Below are 23,692 nucleotides of genomic sequence, written 5' to 3'. Positions count from 1 at the left end.
GACCCGATGAGCGTGCCCCCATCACAAGACGTCAGGAGGCGTCGTGCGCCCCGATGAGTTCCTCCGCGCCCTGACCCAGCTCCCCCCGCCCCTGCACGACCGCGTCCTCATCCTTCGCCCCTACACCCGCGCCACCCGTTGCGACGACTGCCAGGGCATCGGTGATGCGGTCCACCTCGCTTTCACCGCCGCCCACTACGACGAGCTGACCTCCGCCGCCGAACTGCTCGACACCGCCGAGCGCCTCGCTGGTGAGCACGCCGAGCACTCTGGGCGCAAGGCCGACTGCCTGCCGCTTCCCGGCCAGGACCGTGGGCGCGGCAGGGTGCTCCGCTGGGCGCAGGCGCCGCTTCCGCTGGTGGCGGCGACCGACGCCAGCTGGAAGGGCCGCGCCGGTGGCATCGGGTACGTGGTCAGCGATGGCCACTACGGCCTGCTCGGACGGGGCACCGGCCGGCTCGACCCGACCGGCAGGTCCCGGGTGCTCGTCGACGAACTCCGCGCGGTCGACTATCTGCTCACCGGGTACGACGAGGTGCCAGCGGGCATGACAGTGCTGCTGGACAGCCTGACGGCCGTGCGGTACCTGCACCGCTGGCAGGCCGGCGAAACCGACGCGATGCCCGCCGGCTACAGCCTGCGGCAGCGCCGCTGGTCAGACAAGCCGACCCTGGTCCGGCTCGCCGAGCAGGTGGCCCACCGTCCCGACGTGACGTTCGCGCACGTCAAGGGGCACAGCGGCCACGCCCTCAACGAGGCCGCCGACGGCCTGTCGCACATGGCCCGCCGCCGGCGGGTGGAGTCCTTCGACCTGCGTCCTCGGGCGCACGCCCTGGTCGACGCGTTCCTGCGCGGCTGGCACGCGAACGCCGCGGTCTGACCGCGACCGCGAGGTAGCCAGCACTTCCACCGCTCACCCGGGCGGGGCGACGAGCCGTCGGCCCGCGGACACCATACGCCTGGAGACGACCATGACCCAGCCCGCACAGACCACCGCCCCGCTGATCGAACTGATCTTCGAGCGCCTGGCCGCCGCTGACGGCGTACCGACCGAGACCGCCGAGCTTGTCCTCGCCGCCCTCACCGGCGAGGAGGACCTGACCGCCGCGCTCGCCGGCACTCCCACCCGGCTCGACCCCCGCTCCCCTACCGACGACGGTCCAGCGGAACGGATCTGGTTGAAGTCGGTGACCGTCGCCGGCTTCCGTGGCGTCGGCCCGGAACGGACCATCCAGATCGGCCCCGGACCAGGTTTCACACTGGTCGTCGGCCGCAACGGCTCCGGCAAGTCCAGCTTCGCCGAGGCCGCCGAACTCGCCCTCACCGGGGACAGCGCCCGGTGGGCCGACAAGACCAGCGTCTGGCGTACCGGGTGGCGCAACCTGCACAACCCGGACCCGTGCTGGGTGGGTGTGGAGCTGCGCGTCGACGGGGTGGCCACGCCGACCCGGGTGAACCGCGCCTGGCCGGTCGGGGCGGAACTGGCCGACGCCGAGGTGACCGTCACCAGCGCACGGGGCCGGCACGCGGACCTCTCCGAGCTGGGTCTGGCCCGCTCGCTGGAGCTGTACCGGCCGTTCCTCACTGCCGCCGAGCTGGGCAAGCTCGCCGCCGGAACACAGAGTCAGCTCTTCGACGCGCTCTTCGCGATCCTCGGGCTGGACGCGCTCACCGACGCCGACCAGCGTCTGCTGCGCGCCGCCCGGCCGCACGACACCAGCATCAAGGAGGTACGCGCACAGCGCGCCACCCTGGTCGCCACGCTCGACGGCATCGCCGACGAGCGGGCCCGGCGGACCGCCGTGCTGCTGCGTGGCCGGGGCGTGGTCGACCTCGCGGCGGTGACGGCGATCCTCGACGAGCCGGACGAGGCGACCACCGACCGGGAGGTGCTGCTCTGTCGGGAGCTCGCCGCCCTCGCCCCGCCGCGAGTCGACGAGGCGACCCGGCTCGCCGGTCAGCTGCGGGACGCGGCGGTCGAGGCCCGGCGGTACGACGGTGGTCGGTCCCGGGCCGCGCTGCGGAGCGCCGAGCTGCTCCGCCTCGCCCTCGAACATCACGAGGACGAGGGCGACGGGTCGTGCCCGGTCTGCGCCACCGGCACTCTCGACGGTGGCTGGCGTGCCGCGGCCGCAGAGTCGCTCAGCGAGCTTCGGCAGCGCAGCGTCGCCGCCCAGACGGCGACGACCCGGCTGACGGCTCTGCTGCGGCAGACGCACCACCTGATCGACGACCTCGTTGTGCCCGAGGGACCCGGGTCCGAGCCGACGGTCGGGGTGCTGCGTGACGCCGTTGCCGCTCTGCGGCGCGTACCCGGGGAGCCGGCCGACCTGGCCGACCACCTGGCCGCGCGGTACCCGGCGGTGGTGGCGGCGGTCGACGCGGCCCGCGCGTACGCCGAGGGGTTTCTGCGGCAGCGCGACACCGGCTGGCGGGCGGCGGCGGCTGAGGTGCGCGAGTGGGTGGCCACCGTCGGCGGACTGCCGGCGCAGGAGGCGGCCCTGGCCCGGTTGAAGGCCGCGCGCGCCTGGCTGAAGGACGCCGGTGCGCAGATCCGCAGCGAGCGGGTCGCGCCGTTCGCCGGGCACTCGCAGCGGATCTGGGCGCAGCTGCGGCAGGAGAGCAACGTCGAACTGGGGTCGATGACGTTGGAGGGTGCGAACACCCGGCGCCGGGTGCTCTTCCCGGTCAGCGTGGACGGCGCCGACAACGGCACGGCGCTGGGTGTGATGAGTCAGGGCGAGATGCAGGCGCTCGGACTGGCGACGTTCCTGCCCCGCAGCTGCGCCCCGGAGAGCCCGTTCCGGTTCATCGTGGTCGACGACCCGGTGCAGAGCATGGACCCGTCGAAGGTGGACGGTCTCGCACGGGTGCTCGCCGAGCTGGCCGAGCAGCGGCAGGTGGTCGTCTTCACCCACGACACCCGGCTGCCGGACGCGGTCCGCCGACTCGATCTCGGCAAGGCGCGGATCATCGAGGTGACCCGCGCGGAGAAGTCGGTGGTGACGCTGCGGCCCGGCTCCGACCCGGTGACCCGCTACCTGGACGACGCGTACGCGTTGGCGCGCAACGACGAGATCCCCGCCGAGGTGCGCGGGCCGGTGGTCGCGGAGCTGTGCCGCTCTGCGGTCGAGGCGGCCTGCCATCGCGCGGTCTGGCGGAACCGGGTGGCGCGAGGTGTCCGGCACGCCGACATCGAGGAGGCGATCGAGGACGCGTCCCGACGGGTCGCCACCACCGTCGCGTTGGCGGTGTTCGACGACGCCGAGAAGGGTGGTGACGTGCTCGGCTGGCTGGGCCGCCGGCACGGACGACGTGCGGTGAACGCGTACCAGGCATGTCGAGAGGGTGTGCACGGCGCGTACCTGGCGGACCTGCCCGGCCTGGTCGCGGACGCCCGCCTCCTCGTGGCGGCGCTGTCGTGACCGCGCCGACGCCACAGCGCTGCCTGGCGGCGGCCGATCAGCTGCTGGGCGGGGCCGGGCTGCTCGGCACCACGGCGGTGACCGCGGGTTGGTGGCCGCGGGCCTGCGCCTGTCTGATCCGGCTCGCCCTCGAAGGCGGTGTCGACGGCTACTGGCGGCGGGTGAAGCCGGCCGTGGCGGCGTGCCGGCAGGGCCGCGCGAAGCAGTTGATGCTGCGCGGCCGGCTTGGTCCGGGCCGCGAGACCGCTCGTCGCGTGGCGTTCGCCTGGGTGACGCTCTCCGCCGCCACGCACCACCACTGCTACGAGCTTGCCCCTGGCGCAGCGGAGCTGCGGCGCCTACACACCGAGGTGAGCACCCTGCTCGCACAACTGGAGCCCACGACCCGCAGGTGATCTGTTCAGTCACTCGCGTGTGGACCTTACGCGAATTGAGGTACCGCTCCGGATGAGCCAGGGTGACCACGTTGACACGTAATGTGATGCTCTTGCTGTCGATCATGAAGGACGTGGGATGGCACCCGAAGCCGAGGCATCCGAGAACGAACTCTCCACACTCGTTGACAACGGCACCCTCGACGCCACGGTTCTCCCCGACGACGAGCCGACCGTCAGCCTCGTCGAGATCGAGCCGGGATTGGCCGTGCTCTTCGGGGACCAGCCGCCCATCGGCTTCGACGTGATCCCTTTCGAAATGATGAGCGCTCACGCAAACCAAGGCCTGACCGACAAGCTCGCGATGGCCTCGGGCATCGGCAATCTCGCGGCGCAGGGTGCACAGGGTGCGACCACGGTGCAGGGGCTCGTGCGTTTGGCGCCCGAGACGTTGGAGGCGCTCAAGACCGCGCAACCGATGACGTCAGGCGGCTGGAACCTGGGTGCACTCGTCACGACCAACGGGAAGATCGCCAACCTGGTGCGCTGGGCACCCGTGACAGGAGCGCAGACCGCCTCCATCCTCAGCGCTCTCGGGCCGGCCGCCGCACTCCTGGCACTGCAGGTGCAGCTGGCGTCGATCTCACGTCGACTGGACGAGAACGTCCAACTGACTCGTGACGTTCTTCGGGCGCTGCACGAGGATCAGTGGGCGACGCTGCTGGGCCTGCATGAGACGACGCTGCGCGCCGTACGTGAGGCCCAGGCGGCCAGCGGCGTCAACGACCACGTCTTCGCCTCCATCGCGACCAGGGACGCAGACCTGCGCAAGCAACGGCACCTCTTCACGTCGCTCGTCCGCCGGCACATCACGGCGCTCGATACTGACGGGCAGAGCCGTCGCACCTACGTTCAGAAGAACGTCGACCAGATTCTCGCCGACGCTCACGGCATGCTCATGGCGGAGTGGTCCTGGTATCGCTTCCAGGTGTTGCGCGCGGGACACATCAGCCGCGACGAGGCCCATGCCGCCGAAAACGAAGGCCTGCTGGCCGAGTTGGTCGCCGAGACTCAGCGTGAGCACACCCAAGTCATGGAGGACGTGGCGGATCTGCTTGCCGGTCTTGAACGTCAATGTCGTCTGATCGCCGAACTTCCGGCCGAGTTCAGTCTGCCGTTCACCGCGAAGCGCCAGGACATCAAATCCGCTGTCGACATGGCCGAGGCGTTGGCCGAGCGGGTGGCAATTCTTCGCAACCGTGTGCACACCCAGACCGCTCCGCTGGATCCGCCTCTCACCGTCTTCGCCGAGGCTGTGCCAGATGAGGTGCTGCGAATCCTCCGATGGGTCGTGCCTGGCGAGGAACCCCTGCTGGCCATCGCCGATGTCAACCTCGACCGCCTCGTCGGCGAGGACGCCTACCTGGGAGTGACACCCGCCCGTCTCTTCATCTCGGCACAGAGTTCAGTTCGCAAACAAGGCACGATCGAGCGCGAGTTCCCTCTCTCGGACGTTCGCTACGTGCGGTTCCGCGAACGCGACAAGCGAGGCCCAGTCCTGGACATCATCACGACGGACGAGAACATCAGGCTCACCTTTGACGACTGGGCCGGCAAGGGGCAAGGGTTGGACGACAGCCGTCGGCTCGCCAATCTCCTGGCCGCCGCGATGAACCTGCCCGAGACCGAGCGGCGTACCGACCCGCTGCTGAGCGGCGGTTCCTCGACTGAGCGGGCGATCACCCGGTAACCGGCCGCGACCGGATCGACCTGTATCTGGTCCACTGGCCGAACCCCAGGGTCGGCACCATCGCCTGCCACTCTGGCCAGCCCGACAACGTCCCGGCGTCGCCTGCTCGGCCGGCGGGGCGATCCGGGCAATTCCGAATCGGTGCGTTCCCGGTGGCCGTTCGCGATCGACCACCGGGAACGCTTGTCAACCGGCCCGGTAGGAGAGGTAGTAGCCCTCGTACGGCCAGCTGTGGAAGTTGTTGAGCTCGGACGCAGCGCCGGTGCAGTCGGAGGTCCGGTAGCCAGAGACGGAACCGAAGCCGTTCCAGCCGATCGCCCAGATCGCCTCGGCCGGGACCGGGCGGCAGATACCGTCGGGCGTGGCCTGCCTGCCTACGATGATCTGCGTGTAGGCCTGGTAGAAGACGAGGCCGGTGTCGGGAACCTTGAGCGTCTCGACAGCGGCTGCGGGCGACGCCGGTGTCGTCACGGCCAGCGTGGTGACCAGGGCGGCGGCGAGACCCGCAGCGATTCGGCTGGTAAAGCTGCGCATGAGCTTCCCTTCCTAACGGTGTTCAGGAACGGGGCCGGAGCTCGTTCAGCCCAGGCATATATTTACTTGCATCGATTATGTTCCCCGTGTCAACCAACCCGCCGCTGATCGCTGTCGCTGAGCGGCCCGAACGCAGAGCTGGCTGCGAGCTGGTCGCCTGCCACCCGAGTCGCGGGGGCGCTCGGAGGTGGCCGGATCGGCCGGCGGCCGGTTTCCCTGCTGACGTCCTGCCGTCAGTGGCCGTAGGCGCCACGGCCTGCGGTGCGGGAGCAGCTCGTCGCCCTGCCCCCTGGCCGCCGACCGGTGGTCCTGCTGTCGTCGCAGGCTGCGGCGGTCGTGACGCATCGTCCACATGCGAATGACGCGGCCGTCCACCTGGGCGGTAGCGCAGGTACTTGACGGTGCAAATTTCCGCCGGTAGCTTGAGTTAATTCATTCTTATCAATGGAAGTAGGTAGCCGTGCTGTTGAAACCCTTCGCCATCGCCGGGGTCATCGCAGGTGTGCTGGCTGTTGCCCCTCCTGCCTCGGCGGCACCCCAGTCGGGGGCCGGCGTCTACCCGCCCGGGAACTGCCAGCCGGGCACATTCTGCGTCTGGCCCCACTGGGACCACCCGAACGGGGTTCCTACGGCGACTCCGTCCCTGGTGACCACCACGGAGTGGAGCGGCAACATCACGGGCTTCAACTACTACAACTACACGAACCGGAACGCCGAGATTAGCTGGTCGTTCACCACCCAAGGAATGACCTTCACCGGCACGGACTGCGCTCCTCCTGGTGACGGATTCTTTTACGTTCCCATGACGGTGACGAAGGTGAGTTGGCGGACGCGCGTCTGCTGAATCCCGCCGTTTTCTGCCTTCCGGGTTGCCCGTTCCGTCGCGTGCGCTCGACATCGAGCCACCGTCGGCGCGCAACTCGTGCAGGTAGGGTCCCAATCATGACGATTCCCCATCTCACGGCGGCCGACGGCACCACCCTGCCGGCGATCGGGTTCGGCACGTACCGGCTGAACGGCTCGGCGGGTGTCGACGCGATCGGTCAGGCGATCAGGGCGGGCTACCGGTTGATCGACTCGGCGGTGAACTACGAGAACGAGGGCGCGGTCGGCCGGGCCGCCCGTTCGGCCGGTGACGTGCGGGACGATCTGGTCGTCACCTCGAAGCTGCCGGGGCGGCACCACCGCTACGACGAGGCGCTGACCACCATCGAGGAGAGTGTGTTCCGCACCGGCCTCGACCGCGTCGACCTGTACCTGATCCATTGGCCGAACCCGAAGGTCGACCTGTACGTGCAGGCGTGGCGGGCGCTGATCGAGGCCCGTGAGCGTGGCCTGGTGCGGCACATCGGGCTCTCCAACTTCCTGCCCGAGCACATCGAGCGGCTGGTGGCCGAGACCGGGGTCGCCCCGGTGGTCAACCAGATCGAGGTGCACCCGTACTTTCCGCAGGAGGAGGCGATCGACTACCACCGGGAGAACGGCATCCTGGTGCAGGGTTGGAGCCCGCTCGGCCATGGCAACGACCTGCAGCAGCATCCCGTCGTCGTGGAGATCGCGACCGCGCACGGCGTCAGTCCGGCGCAGGCGATCCTCGCCTGGCACGTGGCCCGTCAGGTGATTCCGCTGCCCAAGGCCGCCTCCCCGCAGCGGCAGGTCGAGAACCTGGATGTCTTCGGCATCAAACTCACCGACGCGCAGGTCGAGGCCATCACCGCGCTGGGCCGCCCGGACGGGCGGCTCTCGGACCAGGACCCGGCGGTGTACGAGGAGTTCTGACCGCCCCGACCATGCTCGGCCAGGACCACGGAACGTGACGTCTGAGGGATCGGACGCAGTGATGAGCATGATGACTGTGAGGCATCAAGATGCCTGTGAGTCATCACGCTCATCACCACATCGCCGGGCTGATCCACCGCGCTCGGACGTCGGCGTGACGAACGCTTAGACGAGCCCGCCGAGGGCCGGGTCACTGATGCTGTCCTTGCCGTTCTCGACATGACCCGCGCAGCGGTACGCGAAGTCGGCGTCACCCGCGACGGAGACCGTCAGGTCGTACCAGCCGTGGGTGCGGGCGAGCGCCCAGGTGACGCGCTCGGTCTCGCCGGGGCGCAGCGACAGCGTGACCGGGCGGGCGTTGTACCCGTCCCGGACGGTCACCTCGACCCGCTTCGATCCGCGGTTCTTGAGCGTGAGGGCCAGCTTGTAGTCGCGCTCGTCGTAGGCGGGGGTGACGTCGAGGTGGGTTCGACCGTCGGTGAACCGGCGGAAGAAGCCGTTCGGCCCGTGCACCGACAGGTCGTACCCGGAGGTGACCGGCCAGGTGTCGGTCAGGTGCTTGCCCGGCTCGACGGTGTAGCTGCGCGGGGCGTCCGCACTGCCGGCCTGGCGGACCTGGAAGACCGCGGCGACCCCGCCGGAGTTGCGGAAGTCGATCCGGAACGAGTCGTCGCCGCGGTGCCCGTCGGCGTGCAGGGTGTACGGGATCGGCCGCGCCGGGCGTACGCCGTGCTCCTGCTTCGGTAGCCGCTGGTCCGCCGGCGGGACCGGCACCTCGTCGGGGTGCCGGACCAACTCCTCGGGCTTGAAGTCGTCGGTGTCGGGCAACCTGACCTCGCGCGAGCGGTTCGGGTGCCGGAAGTCGAAGGCCGTGGTCAGGTCGCCGACGACGGCCCGCCGCCACGGGGTGATGTTCTGCTCGATCAGGTCCGGCCGGCCGTGCCCGAACCGCGCCTCCAGGAACTTGATCAGTGAGGTGTGGTCGAAGACCTGCGAGTTGACGTAGCCGCCGCGCGTCCACGGCGAGACGATGACCATGGGCACCCGGATGCCGAGGCCGTACGGCCCGGCCGGGTGGTCGGCGTCGCCGGGGAAGATCTCGTTGGTGGTCGGCACTGTCGACTGCCCGTGCTCGCGGGTCTGCGGGGGCGTCGGCGGGACCACGTGGTCGAAGAAGCCGCCCTCCTCGTCGTAGGTGATGAAGAGCGCCATCTTGCTCCACACCTCGGGGTTCGAGGCGAGGATGTCGATGACCTGCGAGATGTACCAGGAGCCGTACGCCGGCTCCCAGTTCGGGTGCTCGGTGTACGCCTCGGGCGCGGTGATCCAGGAGACCTCCGGCAGGCGTCCCGCCTCGACGTCGGCGCGGAAGTCGGCCAGCAGCGCCTCCGGGTCGCGGCCCTGCGTCCTGACCTCCGTGCCGGTCTTCGCCTTGTCGGGAGGAGTACCGGTCACGCCGCCGTGGCGTCGACCCGGGTGAGTCGTCGATGCCCGCTCGGGCTCATGCCGTGCACGCGTTTGAAGGCCGCGCTGAAGCCGAACGCGTCCGCGTACCCGAGGTGGCGTGCCACGGCGGCGACCGTCGCTGTCGATTCGGACAGCATGTCGGCGGCCACTGTCATGCGCCAGTCGGTCAGGTAGGTGAGCGGCGGCTCGCCCACCAACGCGGTGAACCGTTTGGCCAGCGTGGACCGGGACACCCCGGCCTGCGCGGCCAGGCTGGCCAGGGTCCACGGCCGTCCCGGCGCGTCGTGCATGGCGCGCAGCACCGGACCGACAGTGTCGTCGCTCAGCGCGCGGTACCAGCCGGGCGCCTCGGCCTCCGGCTGGTCGAACCAGTCGCGCACCGTGCACACCAACAACCAGTCCAGCAGTCGGTCCAGCACGACCTGCCGTCCGGGCCGACCCGCGTCGAGTTGGGCGTCCAGGTAGTCGCGTAGCGCGGCGCAGTCCTGGTCTTCCGGCACGACGAGCACCGGCGGCAGCGCGTTCAGCAACCGTTGGGGCACCCGATTCCGAACGTGGTACACCCCGACCAGCAGCACGAGACGGTCGGTGTGGTCCGTGCCGGCCGGGTCGACCACCCCGGTCTGGCCGCGCCGGACGTCCCGCAGTCCCCCGGGCTCGAAGCTCGACCGGGGCTCGGCGGAGAAGACGAACGGCGTCGGCCCGCGTACGGTGGCGGCCTCGCCGACGCGGACCAGGCGAGGCTTGTCGCTCTCCGGGTGGGAGATCCAGCCCTCGCCCCGCATCGGGACGCAGAGCGTCAGCGGGGCGCCGTCGGTGAACCGCAGCGCCCACGGCGGCGTCAGCACCGACCGGCCGAAGGCCGCGCCGTCGGCGTGCACGCCCCGCAGCAGGTTGTCGAACGGGTCCATGTCACCGACGATAGATCGCGGAGGATGGACCGCGGACGATCGGACATGCCTGGCGTACGACAGGACATGTCCCGCCCGCGGCCGGGCGCGTTGACTCGTGGTCATGACGACTGACGCACCTTCGACACTCGTGATGGCCGGCACCGGCAAGACCGGTCGTCGGCTGGTCCAGACGCTGCGGGCGGCGGGTCGGCACGTCCGGGCCGCCTCTCGCTCGGGTGAGGTGCGGTTCGACTGGTCGCGGCGGGACACGTGGCGGCCGGCCCTGGCGGGCGCCTCGGCGGTCTATCTGCTCGCCCCGGAGGACCCGGCGCCGGCCACCGACTTCGTGACCCAGGCGGTCGACTCGGGTGTCGGCCGGATCGTGGCGCTCTCCGGCCGGGGGATCGACCGGGTCGGTGACTTCTCCCCCGGCATGCTCGCCGCCGAGGAGGCGGTGCGGAAATCCGGCATCGAGTGGGCGATCATCCGGCCGAACAACTTCAGTCAGAACTTCAGCGAGGACCTGTGGCGCCAACCACTGCTCGACGGTCGGCTGGCCCTGCCGATGGGCGCCATGCCGGAGCCGTTCGTCGATGCCCAGGACGTCGCCGACGTGGCCGCGACGCTGTTGACGTCGCCCGGTCACCACGAACAGGTGTACGAACTGTCCGGTCCTCGTGCGCTCACCTTCGCCGAGGCGGTGGCGACGATCGCCCGGGTGAGCGGCCGTTCGATCCGCTACGTGGAACTCACCCCGGAGCAGTACCACGCCGAACTGCTCGCCGAGGGTTGTCCGGCGGAGACGGCCACGGCGCTGAACGCCCTGTTCGCCGGGATGCGGGCGGGCCATCTCGCCGAACCGACCGACGGGGTACGTCGGGTTCTCGGGCGGGACCCGCTCGACTTCGACAGCTACGCCGCCCAGGCCGCGGCGGCCGGCGCGTGGTCGTAGTCCGCCCGGCGGGCGGCATGAGCGGCGGCGTGAGAGCGGCGTAACAGGTGATCTGCCCGCCTACCGCGAGTACCGCGACGTACCGTGAGATCGTGCCGACGAGAGAGATACTCACCAAGGCCGACCTCGCCGAACTTCGCCGCTCGGCGCTCGGGACGGCCGATCCGCTCGGTGTCGCCGCCGACCTCGCGGAGGCCGCCGAGCAGGGCCGGCTGGAGGACCCGGACGACGCCGGGGACGCGCTGACGCTGGCCGCCGAGATCGCGGAGATCCGGGCCAGGCCCGAGGCCGCGCTGCGGTACGCGGAGCAGGCCCTGGCGGCGTACCCGTCCGGCGACGACCCTCGGGCCGGGTTCGCCCGCGCGCTGCGGGCCCGCGCGCTGTTCCGGGCCGGTGGGCGCGACGACGAGGCGATGGCGGAGTTGACCGCGTTGCGCCCGTTGCTGCTCGTGCAGCCCGACGCCCCCGCCTACGTCAGTGCCGCGCTGGACGCCGGTGGGCGTTCGGCGACCGCCGAGACGTGGCTGAGCGAGGCGGTCGACACACTGCTCAACGAGCGTGCGACCGCCGCGTCCGGGCCGGCCAGCACCGCGATCGACCCGGTGGTCGATCTCGGTCCGCCGGACGCGCCCGGCGTCACCTTCTTCCTGCTGCAACAACGGCATCGGGTACGCCGCAATCTGAACCTGCCGCACGACCGGCAGGACGACCTGGCGGACCGGTTGGAGACCCAGCTCGTGCGTCGGGCCGGGGAGCGTCGGGACGCCGAGTCCGATCTGCTCTTCTGGCCGCGGGCCGAGTTCGATCGCCTGCTCGCCGAGCACCCTGCCCTCACCGACGTGTACGGGCCGGACTGGGACGCGCACCGGGGCCGGCTGGAGACGGAGTTGGTTCGGCAGCGGGGCGCCGGCCAGGCCGGGTTGGGCGTGTTCGGCGCGACGGTGGACGGGTTGACCGCGTTCGCCGGTCGACGCGGCGGCGACCCGGCCGACGCGGCGGTCCGGGCGGGCTACGCGGCCGAGGTGTCGGCGCGGCCCAGCGCACGGATCACCTGGCCGCCGGAGCGCAACGACGCCTGCTGGTGCGGTTCGGGCCTCAAGTACAAGAAGGACTGCCTGCCGCGCTCGCGGAGCTGACCGCGGTGGCCATCGCGCTGCGGTGGCCGACCTGGCCCGGAGTAGCGTCCCTAACGGCTTTGACACCAATAGCCGTTAGGAGCGACTTCGTGCTGGTCATCGCGCATCTCAGTGACACCCACCTCGACAGCCACCCCCGGTCGGCCGAGCGGACCGCCCGGGTCATGGACTACCTGCACGGCCTGCCACGACCTGTCGACGCGATCCTGATCACCGGGGACATCGCCGACCACGGCGAGGTGGCCGAGTACGAGACCGCCGCGAAGCTCTTCGACTCCCCGCTGCCGGTCATGGTCTGCCCCGGCAACCACGACGTGCGCGACGCGTACCGCAAGGGTCTGCTCGGGGACGACGGCGGCGGCACCGGCCCGATCAACGCCCGCCACGACGTGGCCGGGGCGGTCTTTCTCCTCGCCGACTCCTCCGTGCCCGGCGCGGACGACGGTCACCTGGACGAGGAGACGATGGCCTGGCTCGCCGACGAGCTGGGTTCGGTGCCGGCCGGGACGCCGACGTTCATCGCCCTGCACCACCCGCCGGTGGTGCTGCACCACCCGGTCATCGACCCGATGCGGCTGCTGCCGGCCGACCCTCTGGCCGAACTCGTCGCCGCCCACCCGCAGGTCGTCGCCGTGCTCACCGGGCATTTCCACACCGCCGCCGCGAGCACCTTCGCGGGCCGTCCACTGCGGATCGCCCCGGGTGTGGTCTCCACGCTGCGGATGCCCTGGGAGGGCGACGGCCCGTTGACCACCCAGACCCAACCGCCCGGCGTCGCGTTCCACGTGTACGACGACGCCGGGCTGCTCACCACCCACTACCGGGTGGTGGTCTGAGCATGCGCGGGGTCGCGGTGCTCGGCTTCCTGCTCGCCGTCGCGCCGATCACCGCCACGCCGGGCGCGAGCCTGACCCTGGTCGTCTCGCGGGTCGCCACCGGCGGGCGGCGGCAGGGCTGGTGGGTGATCCTGGGTACGGTGACCGGGCTCTACGTGCACGCCACGCTGGCCGCTGTCGGGCTGGCCGCGCTGGTGCTCCGCTCGTCGCAGGCGTTCTGGGTGGTCAAGCTGGTCGGTGCCGGTTATCTGGTCGGGCTCGGGCTCTGGATGCTCTGGTCCGCGTCGGGCCGCCGAACGGAAGCGGGACGGCGACCGACGGTTTCCGCCCGAAGGCTGCCCTGGCGCGTGGACCACCCGTACCTGCAAGGGTTGCTCGGCAACGTACTGAACCCCAAGGCCGCCGCCATCTACCTCACGTTGGCACCGCAGTTCCTCGAACCGGGCCGACCGGTGCTGGTGCCGATGGTGCTGCTCGCCACGGCGCACGCCGCGCTGCACACCTGTTGGCTCGCCGGCTGGACCGTCGTCTCCGGTGCCGCCGCCCGGTTGCTGCGCACCGCGTCGGTGCGACGAATGCTCGATCGGCTGACCGGCGTGCTCCTGGTCGGCCTCGGCGTACGCGCGGCGGCGACCTGAGCGATCGGCGGGGATGACACGCCCGCCTGGTACCGATAGCGTCCCGGTGTGGACGATCAACGTCCAGGCCGATGTGACCGGAGGAGACGCCGATGTTCGAGGAGTTCATGGGCATCCCGGCCCACCCTCTGCTGCTGCACGCCGCGGTCGTGTTCGTGCCGCTGCTGGCCCTGCTGACTGTCGGTTACGCGCTCGTCCCGCCGATCCGGCCGCACACTCGGTGGGTGTTGGGGCTACTGGCCGTGGGCGCGCCGGTCGCCGCCCTGCTGACGAAGCTCTCCGGCGATGCCTTCCTCGAGCGCATGCGCGCCGCCAACCGGGTCACTCCCGAGTTCCTCCCGACGCTTCAGACGCATCAGGATTTCGGTAACAACACGCTCTACGCCACCATCGGGCTGGCGGTCGTCGCGCTGGCACTTGTCTGGTTCGTCGCGCCGAAGGGCACCGACGCCAGCGCGGACGAGCGGCCCGGTCGGCCGCTGACCCTGGCGTTGCAGGTGTTGTCGGTGGTGGCCGCCGGCGTCGCCGTCTACTACGTGTTCCGCACTGGCGACTCCGGGGCGAAGGCGGTCTGGGAGGGCCAGTGACGTCGGCGGTTCATCGGCGGCTGGCCCGGTCCACGCCCCTGTGCACCCGGACGGTGCGCTCGATCAGCTGCCGCAGCACGCTCTCGTCGACGTCGTCGAGCCGCTTCAGGTAGAGGCATCCCTTTCCGGCGCGGTGCGGACCGAGCCGGGCGAGGAGCGCGCCGTACCGCTCCTCGAGACCGCCGCCGGTGAGGTAGACGACGAGGTGCTGTTTGCGCGGCGAGAACCCCACCAGGGGCGCGTCGCCGCTACGCCCGCTCTCGTAGGTGTAGTGGTAGCTGCCGAAGCCGACGATGCTCGGGCCCCACATCACCGCCGGCTCCCCGGTCAGCTCGCCCATGATCGCGCGGAGCCGCCCCGCGTCGGCCCGCCTACGTTCGTCGGGGTTGCCGGCCAGGAAGTCGTCGACGCTGATCGCGGTCGGAACGGTTACCGGCTGCTTCGCTGTGGCCATGACGTGATGCTGTCACCTGCCTACGACGAGAATCGCCTCGACGGTCAGGCAACCTCGTCGCGTGTTCGCCAGGAGAGCGCCACGAGCCACCCCGAGATGAGCACCGCTCCGACGGCGAAGCGGATGCTCGCACTCCCCTCGCTCCACGGCAGGGCGGTCAGCACGAACGCGACGGCACCACTGGTGGCGCTGTAGAGCGCCCAGTTCCGGTCCCCCTGGGCGGCGAACCGTCGAGCGAGCAGCAGACCGGCCGCGATCAGCGACAGGAACGCCGCCGCGCCGCACACAGTGTGCAGGACGCTCCCCGTGCTGGTCTGCTCGGGCAGCCCCGCCGGGGCGCCGGGTGGCCAGCCGAGCGCGGGATCGGGCACGAAGATCCCGCCGCCGACCATCGACACCCCGTACACGCCGACCAGCACCGGCACCACGGTGCCGGCCCGGCCCGGTCGCAGTACCTGCCACAGGCCCAGCGCGAAGGCGACGGCCAGTACGCCGGTGCCCGCGAACGCGGTGACCTGCAGCCAGCCGAGGTCACCGAGGGTGAGTGAGCTGATCGCGTGCCGGCGCAGGTCGAATCCGGATCGGGTGAACGCCTGCCCGAACGACAGGAGGGGGAACAACAGGCCGGCGACCGTGCCACAGCCCAGCAGGAAACGGGTTCGGCGCAGCGCTGTCTCGGCGACGGACGTCATGGGCGTGCCTCTCGGTGTCGGCGTCGGGGTTCACCGTCACGACGAACGAGGTGGGGCCGGATCGACACCGCGACGCAAAAAGGTGGTGCGACCCGGTCGGAGCCGGGCCGCACCACAGCGTCGACGGTCAGCCGGCGTGGTACGCCCGGATGATGGTCTGGTCGATTCCGCTACCGCCGTTGGCGGCGGCCTTCACCCGTAGCGAGACGGCCTGCCCGGAGGTGGCCGTCGGCAGCGCGACCCGGTAGCTGTCGCCGCTGCCGGTGACCCGGGCCGACTTCCAGGTGGCCCCGTCGTCCGTCGAGGTCCAGACCTGGAACGACGTCACCTTCTGCGTCTTCACACCATGCGCCTGTCGGACGGCCAGCTCGGCCGTTCCGTCGACCGGGTGGTTGTTGTGGTCCATCGGCAGCGCGTAGTCCACAGCGAGCAGCGGCAGCGGCACGCTCCCGGTCCCGTCCGGCCCGGCCGACCGGAACGTCCACGAGGTGTTTACCTTGGTGGAGATCGGCAGGATCAGGCTCGTGTCGACGTCGAGGGTCAGCCGGTAGTCGGCCACCTGCTGCGGCACTGTGAAGTTGGCGAGCGGGCGGTCCCGCTCCTCGACCAGTTTCCCGTCGCGGTACAGCGACAGCTTGCGCTTCACGCCGATCGCCTCGCCCTGAAGGCAGTCGGCCCGCTGGTGCTGGTCGGTCAGCGACACCAGGTCGAGGTGCAGGTTGCCCCTGGTCCGCGACGGCGCGGTGGCGCAGCTCCACTCGGCCCCGGCCGGGTCGTCGTACCAGTCGGAGTGCAGGGGCTGACGCGCCCAGATCTTGGTCTGCCGACTGCCCGGCTGGTAGCTGCGGGGTGCCTCGTCAGCGGCCAGCCCGCCGTAGACGCCCTGGTCGGCCCAGAGGATGTCGGGCGAGAGGTAGTCGGTCCGGTACGGCGGTAGGTTCCCCTCGTGGGTCTGGGTGACCCCCACCCCGTCGCGGGTCATGCCGGTACGGACCAGTTGGGTGAGCATCCCCGGCGAATCCGTCTGGTGGAAGCGCTCGTCGATCCGGGCGAGCTTCGCCTGCTCGGCCTTGTTCACCCGGAAGGCGGGGTCGGCCGGGACGCCGCCCGCGTACTCGTGCACGAGGTTGTAGCGGTACGGCTTGGCGGTGCCGGCGGGCGAGTCCAGGTTGACCGCCGCCCAGGTGCGCCGGGAGCCGACGGTGGGCTTGGGCAGCGCTGTGGTGCGGACGGCCGTCTTGGCCCCGTACCCGCTGATCTGGTGCCACCAGGACAGGCCGTTCGGCGCGGTCTGGACGTTGGTGAGGTCGGTCCGGGTGGGCGTGGTGGGCACCCCGTCGACAGTCGCCGTCACCGGCTTGGCCCACGCCGGGTCGAGCGTCACGCTTCGGGCAGCGCGCACGTCCAGGTCGGCCTCGGCGGCGAGCGTCGTCTCCAGCACGTCACTGTCGACGTAGTAGGCGACGGACGAGCCGAGGATCGCGTACCGGCCGGCGGGCACCCGCAGCGTGAAGGTGTCTCCGGGGGTGCCGCCCGCGCCGCCGTAGTAGATCACCGGGTCGGCGAGGTTGGTGACCATCAGGTTGATCCAGCTCTCCGCGCCGTCCTTCAGGCCCGGCATCGGCTTCGTCTGGATGGTCAGGTCGTAGCTGGGCTGCTCGACGTAGAAGCTCACCGGGGTCGTCGCGACCAGCTTGCGGCCGGAATGGGCGGTGACGGTGGCCAGGTAGAAGCCCGGCCGGGCGGCCAGCGCCGCACGGTTGACCCGCAGGGTCGCCGCGGCGGTGGCGCCGTGCTTGAGCGTCAGCCGGCTCGTCGACAGCGACGCCGTGCCGCGCGGCACCGGTTGGCCGTCGTGGTTGACGATCGACACGTCGAGGTCGAGAACGGCCGTCGACTCACCGGTCCAGCTCAGCTTCGTCTCGCTGGTCCCGGACTGCGGGTGGGCGAAGGTGCCGAGGTTGACCACCGGCTGGTTGCTGGTGGGGCCGCCGAGGGCCCGGACCGCGTTGAGCCGACCGGCGCCGACGGCGTACGGGTCGATGCCGCTGAGTGGGTCGGCGGCGCCGACGAGGGCGGCCTTGAGTCGCTCACCGTTCCAGTCCGGGTGGCGCTGGGTGAGCAGCGCGGCGGCGCCGGCCACGTGCGGGCTCGCCATCGAGGTGCCGCTGATCGCCTCGTAGTACGTGTCGATCGGGTCCTGGAGGTTGGTGCCGGCGGCCCGGGCGGCGACGATGTCGACACCGGGGGCGACCAGTTCCGGCTTGGCCACGTTGCTGGTGACCAGCGGCCCACGGCTGGAGAAGTCGGCGAGCTTGTCGTTGCGGTCGACGGCGCCGACGGTCAGCGCGCCGGCGGCCGAGCCCGGCGAGGAGATGGCGGCGCCGCTGTTGCCGGCGGCGATGACGAAGAGCGCGCCGGTGGACCTGCTCAGAGCGTCGACGGCGAGCGACAGCGGGTCGCTGCCGTCGTCCGGGTCGCTGCCGCCGAGGCTCATGTTGATGACGTCGGCGCGGGTGGCGGCCCACTCCATGGCGGCGATGATGCCGGAGTCGTCGCCGAACCCGTTGTCGTCGAGAACCTTGCCGATCACCAGCTTGGCGTCCGGTGCCACGCCGCGACGCTGACCGTTGGCGGCCGCGCCGGTGCCGGCGATGGTCGAGGCGACGTGCGTACCGTGGCCGTTGTGGTCGACGGCGTCACCGCCCTCGACGGTGAAGTCGGCCCGGTCGGCGACCCGGCCGACCAGGTCCGGGTGGGTGAAGTCGGCGCCGGTGTCGAGCACCGCGACCCGGACGCCCTTGCCGGTGTAGCCGGCTTTCCAGGCGTCCGGCGCGGCGATCTGGCCCAGGTTGCGGTCCAGGCCGGCGGGGCGCCCACCGCCGGTCAGGGCGGTGGCCCGGACCTTGCGGTCGAGCCAGACCTTCTTCGCGCCGGCGAGCAGCGAGTTGGTGGCGAGCTTCGCCGTGGCCGGGCTCTTCTTGGGTACGCGGCCGGCGACCGCACCGATGCTGGGCAGCGACAGCACGTCACCGAGCGCGGCCACCCGGGCGGACGCGGTGGCGGGCTGCACGATGAGCGGCAGCTCGGCTGCGTTGTCGTCGTCGTAGCCGTCGGCGATCAGCGTGGTGACGTCGAACAGGTCGGGGTCGAGGACCGAGCCGAGCTGGGATGCGACGCGGGCGGGGATGACGTGCAGGTGACCGTCGGGGCCGCAGCTCTGGTGGATCACCGCGTTCTCGTCCGCCGGCCGGATTGTGGCCTGTGGGCAGCCCGATCCGGTGTCCCGTACGGTCACCACGTCCCCGGTCAGCAGGGTGACGGTGTGCGTCTTCCCGTCAGCAGTGGCTGCGGGTGCGCCGGTCTGACCGATGTCGCTGGGTCCGGCCGTGGCGGCGCCGCCCGGTAGGGCGGTCAGCGTCGTGGCCGTGACGGCGACGGCCAACAGCCATCGCGTTTTCCTGAGCATGTCGCTCCTCGTCTAATGTGGACGAAGCCGCCTCTTCGGGCGACTTCGGCAAGATCATATGCAGGGGAACGATCTTCGGGGAGCCTTCGACGAGGAGGTTTTCACGCCCGTAACAGTGGGAGCACCCGCCGACCGAGCAGGTCGATGCCGCCGTGCGGCGTCAAGCCGTGCGGGGTGCCGAACTCCACCCGGCTCGCCCCGGCGTCGAACACCGCCGCGGCCTGCCCCGCGACGTGCTCGGGCGTGCCGGAGAAGGCGAACAGATCGAGCAGGTCGTCGCCGATCAGCGCGCCGGCGAGGTCGTCCTCCCGGCGGCCGACGTGCTGCTGGATCCGCGCCAGCAACTCCGGGTCCACCTCGATCGTCGGGTCGAGGGCGGCGACCACCGCCAGGTACATGGCCACCTCCCGGCGCGCCACCCGACGTGCCAGCGCACCGTCCTCGTCGACGACGGTGACCGCACCGAGCACGACACCCGTGCCGTCCCGGCCCGCGACCGCCGCGTCGTCCAGCCAGGCGCGCATCATCCGGGCCATCGCCGGGTTGGCCGACCCGCCGACCTTGACCTCGCCGGCGAAGCCGGCCGCTGCCCGGGCGGTCTGCCGCCCCCAGGTGCCGACCAGGACCGGCACGTCGGCACGGGTCGGCGTGTACCGCAGCGACGTGCCCGGCGCGACTGTGAACTCCCCACCCTGGAAACCGCTGTCGTCGCCGGCGAGCAGCAGCCGTACGACGGCGACCGTCTCGACGATGCGCCGGATCGGGCGGACCTGCGGCACACCGATCTCGTTGAGCCAGGTGCCCCGGGCCAGGCCCAGGTAGGCCCGACCCTGCGAGGCCAGGTCCAGTGCGGCCACCTGACCGGCCACCTCCACCGGGTGCATGGTGAACGGGTTGAGGCACGCCGCGCCCAGGCGGATCCGCCGGGTGTGCCGGGCCGCCACCAGCAGCGGGAAGATCGGCGGTTGGTACATCAGGTCACCGAAGACCGACAGCACGTCGAAGCCGTGCCGCTCGGTCAGTTCGGCCAGCTCCGCGTACTCGTCGGCGGACTTGTCGGACTGCAGGCCGATGCCGACCAGCCCAGCGCTCACGTCAGCTCCTCGGTGGGGATGCGCTGAAGGGCGGTCCGCTCGATGCGCATGATGAGCCGCTCGTCCGGGTCCGGGCAGGCGACGTGGCTGTCCCGGGCCATCCAGTCGCCCTCGGTCAGCGCCCGCTGCTTCGCCGGCAGCAGCGGCAGGCACGCGGCCAGGGCGTACAGGCAGAAGTGTTTGCCGGCGGGAATGGTGAGCCGGTTGGAGCCGGTCAGGTCGATGTGGTCGCCCGGTTTCAGGCCGCACACCGAGCGGCCCTCGATCCGCTCCACCACGACCCGCAGGTCGTACAGGTCGGTGGTGGGTTCCTCGGCGCTCATCGCACGGCCTCCGCGTGGTGGTGCACGATGCGCCAGGCGCCGTCCTCGCGGCGCAGGACGTCGGTCACCCGGAAACACTCGTCCGGCCGGGTGCCGGCGAAGCGGGCCCGCAGCACGTAGCGGACCAGACCGGTGTCGCCCCAGGCGTCGGCGCGCAGGTGTTCCGGCGCCACCGAGATCGGCGTCGACCCCGTTGCCCGGGTCGCTCGCCGGTCCCGCAGGTCGTCGAGCGCGGGCAGGCCGGACAGCAGTCCGTCGGCGTCGGACTCCCAGAACGTCAGGTCGGGGTGCAGGTGCGCGTCGAAGGCCTGCCGGTCGCCGAGGGACCGGTACAGGTCGGTGATGGTGGTGCGGAGCTCATCGCTCATCGGCTGTCACTTCCGATCGGGTACGGCGGTGCGGGTGGTCAGTGCAGGTCGGCCAGGCGGGCGCGGAGCGGATCCAGTCCCATGGGTCCGAGCGCCAACGCGGTGTGGTGGAAGCGTTTCCGGTCGAAGGCCGCACCCTCGCGGCGCTCGGCGTCCCGGCGGGCCTGCTGCCACAGCCGCGCGCCGACCTTGAAGGCCAGGGCCTGCGCCGGCCAGCCCAGATACCTGTCGACCTCGAAGCGCGCGGTCTCGGCGTCCAGGCCGGCGACCCGGGTGAGGACGTCCACCGCGAGCGCTGGCGTCCAGTGGCGCTCCTCGGTGAACCCGTTGCCGGCCGGGATCGGCAGCCCCAGGTGCAGACCCAGGTCGATGACCACCCGGGCGGCCCGCCACAGCTGACCGTCGAGCATGCCGAGTCGCTCGGCCGGGCCGGCGTACAGGCCGATCTCGTCGGCGAGGCGCTCGGCGTAGTGCGCCCACCCCTCGGCGTACCCGTGCACCTGGCAGAGGGTGCGCTGCCACGGGTGCAGGGCGGCGGTGGTGAGGGTGACGGCGTGCTGGAGGTGGTGGCCGGGCAGCCCTTCGTGGCAGAGCGTGCCGACGTGCCGCCACACCGGCACCGTCGACTCGCCAGTGGGCACCGACCACCAGATCGCGCCGGGACGCGTCAACGCCGGGTCGGGAGGCGTGTAGTACATGACCCCGGACGTGGCGGGGCTGATCCGGCACACCACCTGACGGGTGGCGGGCGGGATGTCGAAGTGGGTGCCGTCGAGGGCCTGGGTCAGCTGCTCGGTGCGCTGGCGCAGCCACTCCTCCAGGGCGGGCCCGGCCGCCACCCGACCGGCCGGGTCGGCGTCCAGGGCCGCCCGCGCGGCGGCCACCCGCGAGTGGCCCAGCTCGCCCGCGACGGTCCGCAGCTCGGCGGCGGTGCGGTCCAACTCCGCCCAGCCATACTCGTACACCTCGTCGAGGTCGACGCTCGCACCGAGGAAACTGCGGGCAGTTACCCGGTACAGGTCGCCGCCGACACCATCCACGTTGGACGCCGTAGGTCCCAGCTCGGCGTGGAGGAACGCGGCGAAACCGGCGGTGGCGGCGGTCGCCAGTCGCACACCCAATTGCAGCTGCGCGGCGAGCGGGCCGCCGGAGTAACCGTCCACTAGCCGCCCGTAGAAGTCCGCGCGGGTCCAGGCCGTGCACTGGTCGGCGACCACGAGCACCTGCCGGCGGGCAACCAACTGTCCGCGCTGCGCCGACCGACGCAGCGTCTCGGCGTACCGGGCGAGGGCCTCGGGCACCTGGCGCAGGTGGTCGGCGACCACCGCCCAGTCGTCCTCGGTGTGCCGGGGCAGATTGTCGAAGAGCTGCCGGAGCAGGTGCACCGGCGTGGCCAGTGGGGCGAGCAGCCGGGTGGTGAAGCCCACGTCGTACAGGTCGACCTCACTGGCCAGCCGATCGAGCAGGGCATCGGCCAGGGACCGCTCGCCGGGGTCGTGCGTGGTCGCCGCGGCGGCGGCCGTCGCGGTGCGTCGGGCCAGCTCGGCACGGGCGTCGAAGCCCTCCGGTGAGAGATCCGGGACGTGCGACACGGGTGTACGCCCCACCGCCTCGGCCGCCTGCGGGTCCAGCTCGGCGAGCGCGTCGAGGTACCCGTCGGCGACCTGGGTGATGCTGCTCATCGCGGTACGCCGAGCCGGCCGTGGTCGTCGCGGTACGCCACCCCGCCCTTCAGCACCGCGTGCAGGGTGCGCAACGCGGAGACCGAGCGGGTCGGGTCGTCGCGCAGCACCAGCAGGTCGGCGTGCTTGCCGGCCTCGACGGTGCCGAGGGTGTCGGCCCGACCCAGCCACTGCGCGGGGCGGGTGGTGGCGGCCTTGAGCGCGTCCGCGACGGGCATCCCCGCGTCCACCATGAACTCCAGTTCGCGGATGGTCGCGGTGGTCTCGTCGTAGCCGGCGTGCGGGGGCATGTCGCTGCCCAGGGCGATCGGCACGCCGTTGCGGATGGCGTGCTGGAGGCTCTCCCAGTGCCGGGGGCCGGCCGCGAGGGCCCGGTCCATCAGCCAGCCGGGCACCCCGGAGTCGCGGAAGAACTGCTCGCAACGGCTCACCGCGATCGTCGGCACGTACCAGACACCCCGCTCGGCCATCAGTCGGGTGACGTCGTCGGTCAGCTCGTACCCGTGCTCGACGCAGTCGAGGCCCAGCTCGACGGCGCGGCGGACCGAGTCGGCCGGGCCGGCGTGCGCGGTGACCTTGCGCCCCCAGTCGTGCGCGACGCGGATGACCGCTGCCATCTCGTCGTCGAGCAGCTGCGGGGTGTCGATCGCCTCGTGCTGCCCGGCGATCCCGCCGGAGATGCAGACCTTGATCAGGTCGGCGCCGGCGCGGAGCTGCTCACGGGTTGCCCGACGGAACCCGTCCGCGCCGTCGGCCTCCAGGGCGTCGGCCTCCCAGCCGTGCCCGCCGGTGCAGCAGAGCGCGTGCCCCGCTGTGAAGATGCGCGGGCCGTCGACCGCGCCGGCCTCGATCCCCCGGCGCAGGGCGAAGTCGGCGTACCGGCTCTCCCCGACGAGGCGGGCGGTGGTGACACCGGAGTGCAGGGTGCGCCGGGCCGAGTCGGCCATCAGCAGCACCAGCTCGGCCAGGTTCGCGCCGTGCACCGTGTCGGCGAGGTGGCCGGGCAGCCCCAGCGACAGGTGGACGTGCATGTTGGTCAGACCCGGCATGACGTGCTCGCCGCCCAGGTCGACCACCCGGGCTGCGCCGGCCTCGGCGAGGACGTCGTCGACCTGACCGACGGCACGGATCATCCCGTCGGCGTCGATCCAGATGCCGCGATCCGGTTGGAGGGCGTCCTGGACACCGTCGTAGAGGGCGAGGTTGACCAGGACCTGTTCGGTGGGCATGCGCATGGGG

Annotated in this window: 22 protein-coding genes; 11 read left to right on the top strand and 11 right to left on the bottom strand. The window is 71.5% G+C overall.

The features are described from left to right. Positions 1-43: 43 nt before the first annotated feature. The 4 genes from PSH03_RS32925 (at position 44) to PSH03_RS20040 (ending at position 5,549) form a co-directional block, all read left to right on the top strand. Entirely contained in the window at positions 44-880 is an 837-nt protein-coding gene (locus PSH03_RS32925; protein WP_238690040.1) for a ribonuclease HI, read from the top strand. Between the two features lie 91 nt (positions 881-971). Further along, positions 972-3,425 (top strand): AAA family ATPase, encoded by a 2,454-nt coding sequence (locus PSH03_RS20050; RefSeq protein ID WP_238690039.1) that lies wholly within the window; start codon positions 972-974, stop codon positions 3,423-3,425. Then, positions 3,422-3,820 carry a hypothetical protein gene (locus PSH03_RS20045; protein WP_238690038.1) on the top strand — a complete coding sequence of 133 codons (399 nt, stop codon included), beginning with the start codon at positions 3,422-3,424 and terminating at the stop codon, positions 3,818-3,820. The genes PSH03_RS20050 and PSH03_RS20045 overlap by 4 nt, the downstream gene beginning before the upstream one ends. 118 nt (positions 3,821-3,938) lie before the next feature. Next, positions 3,939-5,549: a hypothetical protein gene (locus PSH03_RS20040; RefSeq protein ID WP_238690037.1), complete on the top strand. Its 1,611-nt coding sequence runs from the start codon at positions 3,939-3,941 to the stop codon at positions 5,547-5,549. A 186-nt stretch (positions 5,550-5,735) separates the two neighbouring features. On the opposite strand, the gene PSH03_RS20035 is transcribed toward PSH03_RS20040, so the two are convergent. Then, a complete protein-coding gene (locus PSH03_RS20035; protein WP_238690036.1) occupies positions 5,736-6,083 on the bottom strand; it encodes a hypothetical protein in 348 nt (115 codons plus the stop codon). Between the two features lie 646 nt (positions 6,084-6,729). On the opposite strand from PSH03_RS20035, the gene PSH03_RS20030 reads away from it, so the two are divergent. Continuing rightward, positions 6,730-6,927 (top strand): hypothetical protein, encoded by a 198-nt coding sequence (locus PSH03_RS20030; RefSeq protein WP_238686971.1) that lies wholly within the window; start codon positions 6,730-6,732, stop codon positions 6,925-6,927. A gap of 98 nt (positions 6,928-7,025) precedes the next feature. Then, complete coding sequence (locus tag PSH03_RS20025; protein WP_238690035.1) at positions 7,026-7,862, top strand: aldo/keto reductase; 837 nt, start codon at positions 7,026-7,028, stop codon at positions 7,860-7,862. Positions 7,863-8,027: 165 nt separating this feature from the next. Here PSH03_RS20025 and PSH03_RS32920 read toward each other — a convergent pair whose 3' ends face one another. Both PSH03_RS32920 and PSH03_RS20015 read right to left on the bottom strand, forming a co-directional pair. Then, positions 8,028-9,317: an alkaline phosphatase family protein gene (locus tag PSH03_RS32920; RefSeq protein WP_238690034.1), complete on the bottom strand. Its 1,290-nt coding sequence runs from the start codon at positions 9,315-9,317 to the stop codon at positions 8,028-8,030. Next, positions 9,314-10,240, bottom strand: coding sequence for an AraC family transcriptional regulator (locus tag PSH03_RS20015; protein ID WP_238690033.1), 927 nt, complete (start codon positions 10,238-10,240; stop codon positions 9,314-9,316). Before PSH03_RS20015 ends, PSH03_RS32920 begins: the two co-directional genes overlap by 4 nt. A gap of 103 nt (positions 10,241-10,343) precedes the next feature. Here PSH03_RS20015 and PSH03_RS20010 point away from each other — a divergent pair, with 103 nt between their 5' ends. The 5 genes from PSH03_RS20010 (at position 10,344) to PSH03_RS19990 (ending at position 14,371) form a co-directional block, all read left to right on the top strand. Next, a complete protein-coding gene (locus tag PSH03_RS20010) occupies positions 10,344-11,174 on the top strand; it encodes an NAD(P)H-binding protein (protein ID WP_238690032.1) in 831 nt (276 codons plus the stop codon). A 92-nt stretch (positions 11,175-11,266) separates the two neighbouring features. After that, entirely contained in the window at positions 11,267-12,310 is a 1,044-nt protein-coding gene (locus tag PSH03_RS20005) for an SEC-C domain-containing protein (protein WP_238690031.1), read from the top strand. Between the two features lie 89 nt (positions 12,311-12,399). Then, positions 12,400-13,146, top strand: a complete 747-nt coding sequence (locus PSH03_RS20000; RefSeq protein WP_210786292.1) for a metallophosphoesterase — start codon at positions 12,400-12,402, stop codon at positions 13,144-13,146. A gap of 2 nt (positions 13,147-13,148) precedes the next feature. Continuing rightward, complete coding sequence (locus tag PSH03_RS19995; protein WP_238690030.1) at positions 13,149-13,784, top strand: LysE family translocator; 636 nt, start codon at positions 13,149-13,151, stop codon at positions 13,782-13,784. A gap of 92 nt (positions 13,785-13,876) precedes the next feature. Continuing rightward, positions 13,877-14,371, top strand: coding sequence for a DUF2231 domain-containing protein (locus PSH03_RS19990; protein WP_238690029.1), 495 nt, complete (start codon positions 13,877-13,879; stop codon positions 14,369-14,371). Between the two features lie 10 nt (positions 14,372-14,381). Here the strand turns inward: PSH03_RS19990 and PSH03_RS19985 are convergent, their stop codons facing one another. The 8 genes from PSH03_RS19985 to PSH03_RS19950 all read right to left on the bottom strand — a co-directional run bounded on the left by PSH03_RS19985 (position 14,382) and on the right by PSH03_RS19950 (position 23,688). Beyond that, positions 14,382-14,825 (bottom strand): DUF1801 domain-containing protein, encoded by a 444-nt coding sequence (locus tag PSH03_RS19985; RefSeq protein ID WP_238690028.1) that lies wholly within the window; start codon positions 14,823-14,825, stop codon positions 14,382-14,384. A gap of 44 nt (positions 14,826-14,869) precedes the next feature. Next, the gene (locus PSH03_RS19980) at positions 14,870-15,517 is read right to left on the bottom strand and encodes a DUF998 domain-containing protein (RefSeq protein ID WP_238690027.1); all 648 of its coding nucleotides are present in this window, start codon (positions 15,515-15,517) and stop codon (positions 14,870-14,872) included. 127 nt (positions 15,518-15,644) lie between these two features. Continuing rightward, positions 15,645-18,986: a S8 family peptidase gene (locus PSH03_RS19975; protein ID WP_238690026.1), complete on the bottom strand. Its 3,342-nt coding sequence runs from the start codon at positions 18,984-18,986 to the stop codon at positions 15,645-15,647. A gap of 101 nt (positions 18,987-19,087) precedes the next feature. Then, the gene (locus PSH03_RS19970) at positions 19,088-20,080 is read right to left on the bottom strand and encodes an LLM class flavin-dependent oxidoreductase (RefSeq protein ID WP_210786297.1); all 993 of its coding nucleotides are present in this window, start codon (positions 20,078-20,080) and stop codon (positions 19,088-19,090) included. Next, positions 20,077-20,403, bottom strand: a complete 327-nt coding sequence (locus tag PSH03_RS19965) for a TIGR04076 family protein (protein ID WP_238690025.1) — start codon at positions 20,401-20,403, stop codon at positions 20,077-20,079. The genes PSH03_RS19970 and PSH03_RS19965 overlap by 4 nt, the downstream gene beginning before the upstream one ends. After that, the gene (locus PSH03_RS19960; protein WP_210786299.1) at positions 20,400-20,771 is read right to left on the bottom strand and encodes a nuclear transport factor 2 family protein; all 372 of its coding nucleotides are present in this window, start codon (positions 20,769-20,771) and stop codon (positions 20,400-20,402) included. The genes PSH03_RS19965 and PSH03_RS19960 overlap by 4 nt, the downstream gene beginning before the upstream one ends. Before the next feature lie 38 nt (positions 20,772-20,809). Then, the gene (locus PSH03_RS19955; RefSeq protein WP_238690024.1) at positions 20,810-22,453 is read right to left on the bottom strand and encodes a DUF885 domain-containing protein; all 1,644 of its coding nucleotides are present in this window, start codon (positions 22,451-22,453) and stop codon (positions 20,810-20,812) included. Next, a complete protein-coding gene (locus PSH03_RS19950; RefSeq protein WP_238690023.1) occupies positions 22,450-23,688 on the bottom strand; it encodes an amidohydrolase family protein in 1,239 nt (412 codons plus the stop codon). The genes PSH03_RS19955 and PSH03_RS19950 overlap by 4 nt, the downstream gene beginning before the upstream one ends. Positions 23,689-23,692: the final 4 nt, after the last annotated feature.

The organism is Micromonospora salmantinae (genome assembly GCF_022230905.1).
Taxonomy (GTDB): Bacteria; Actinomycetota; Actinomycetes; order Mycobacteriales; family Micromonosporaceae; genus Micromonospora; species Micromonospora salmantinae.
Note: the sequence above shows the minus strand (reverse complement) of the source record. Positions and strands in the feature narration are given on the sequence as shown.

Coding starts and splice junctions, on each gene's coding strand:
- PSH03_RS19950 (WP_238690023.1), bottom strand. CDS start 23,688: ATGCGCATGCCCACCGAACAGGTCCTGGTCAACCTCGCCCTCTACGAC.
- PSH03_RS20025 (WP_238690035.1), top strand. CDS start 7,026: ATGACGATTCCCCATCTCACGGCGGCCGACGGCACCACCCTGCCGGCG.
- PSH03_RS19985 (WP_238690028.1), bottom strand. CDS start 14,825: ATGGCCACAGCGAAGCAGCCGGTAACCGTTCCGACCGCGATCAGCGTC.
- PSH03_RS20050 (WP_238690039.1), top strand. CDS start 972: ATGACCCAGCCCGCACAGACCACCGCCCCGCTGATCGAACTGATCTTC.
- PSH03_RS19965 (WP_238690025.1), bottom strand. CDS start 20,403: ATGAGCGCCGAGGAACCCACCACCGACCTGTACGACCTGCGGGTCGTG.
- PSH03_RS20010 (WP_238690032.1), top strand. CDS start 10,344: ATGACGACTGACGCACCTTCGACACTCGTGATGGCCGGCACCGGCAAG.
- PSH03_RS20015 (WP_238690033.1), bottom strand. CDS start 10,240: ATGGACCCGTTCGACAACCTGCTGCGGGGCGTGCACGCCGACGGCGCG.
- PSH03_RS19960 (WP_210786299.1), bottom strand. CDS start 20,771: ATGAGCGATGAGCTCCGCACCACCATCACCGACCTGTACCGGTCCCTC.
- PSH03_RS19980 (WP_238690027.1), bottom strand. CDS start 15,517: ATGACGTCCGTCGCCGAGACAGCGCTGCGCCGAACCCGTTTCCTGCTG.
- PSH03_RS20040 (WP_238690037.1), top strand. CDS start 3,939: ATGGCACCCGAAGCCGAGGCATCCGAGAACGAACTCTCCACACTCGTT.
- PSH03_RS19975 (WP_238690026.1), bottom strand. CDS start 18,986: ATGCTCAGGAAAACGCGATGGCTGTTGGCCGTCGCCGTCACGGCCACG.
- PSH03_RS19955 (WP_238690024.1), bottom strand. CDS start 22,453: ATGAGCAGCATCACCCAGGTCGCCGACGGGTACCTCGACGCGCTCGCC.
- PSH03_RS19995 (WP_238690030.1), top strand. CDS start 13,149: ATGCGCGGGGTCGCGGTGCTCGGCTTCCTGCTCGCCGTCGCGCCGATC.
- PSH03_RS20035 (WP_238690036.1), bottom strand. CDS start 6,083: ATGCGCAGCTTTACCAGCCGAATCGCTGCGGGTCTCGCCGCCGCCCTG.
- PSH03_RS19990 (WP_238690029.1), top strand. CDS start 13,877: ATGTTCGAGGAGTTCATGGGCATCCCGGCCCACCCTCTGCTGCTGCAC.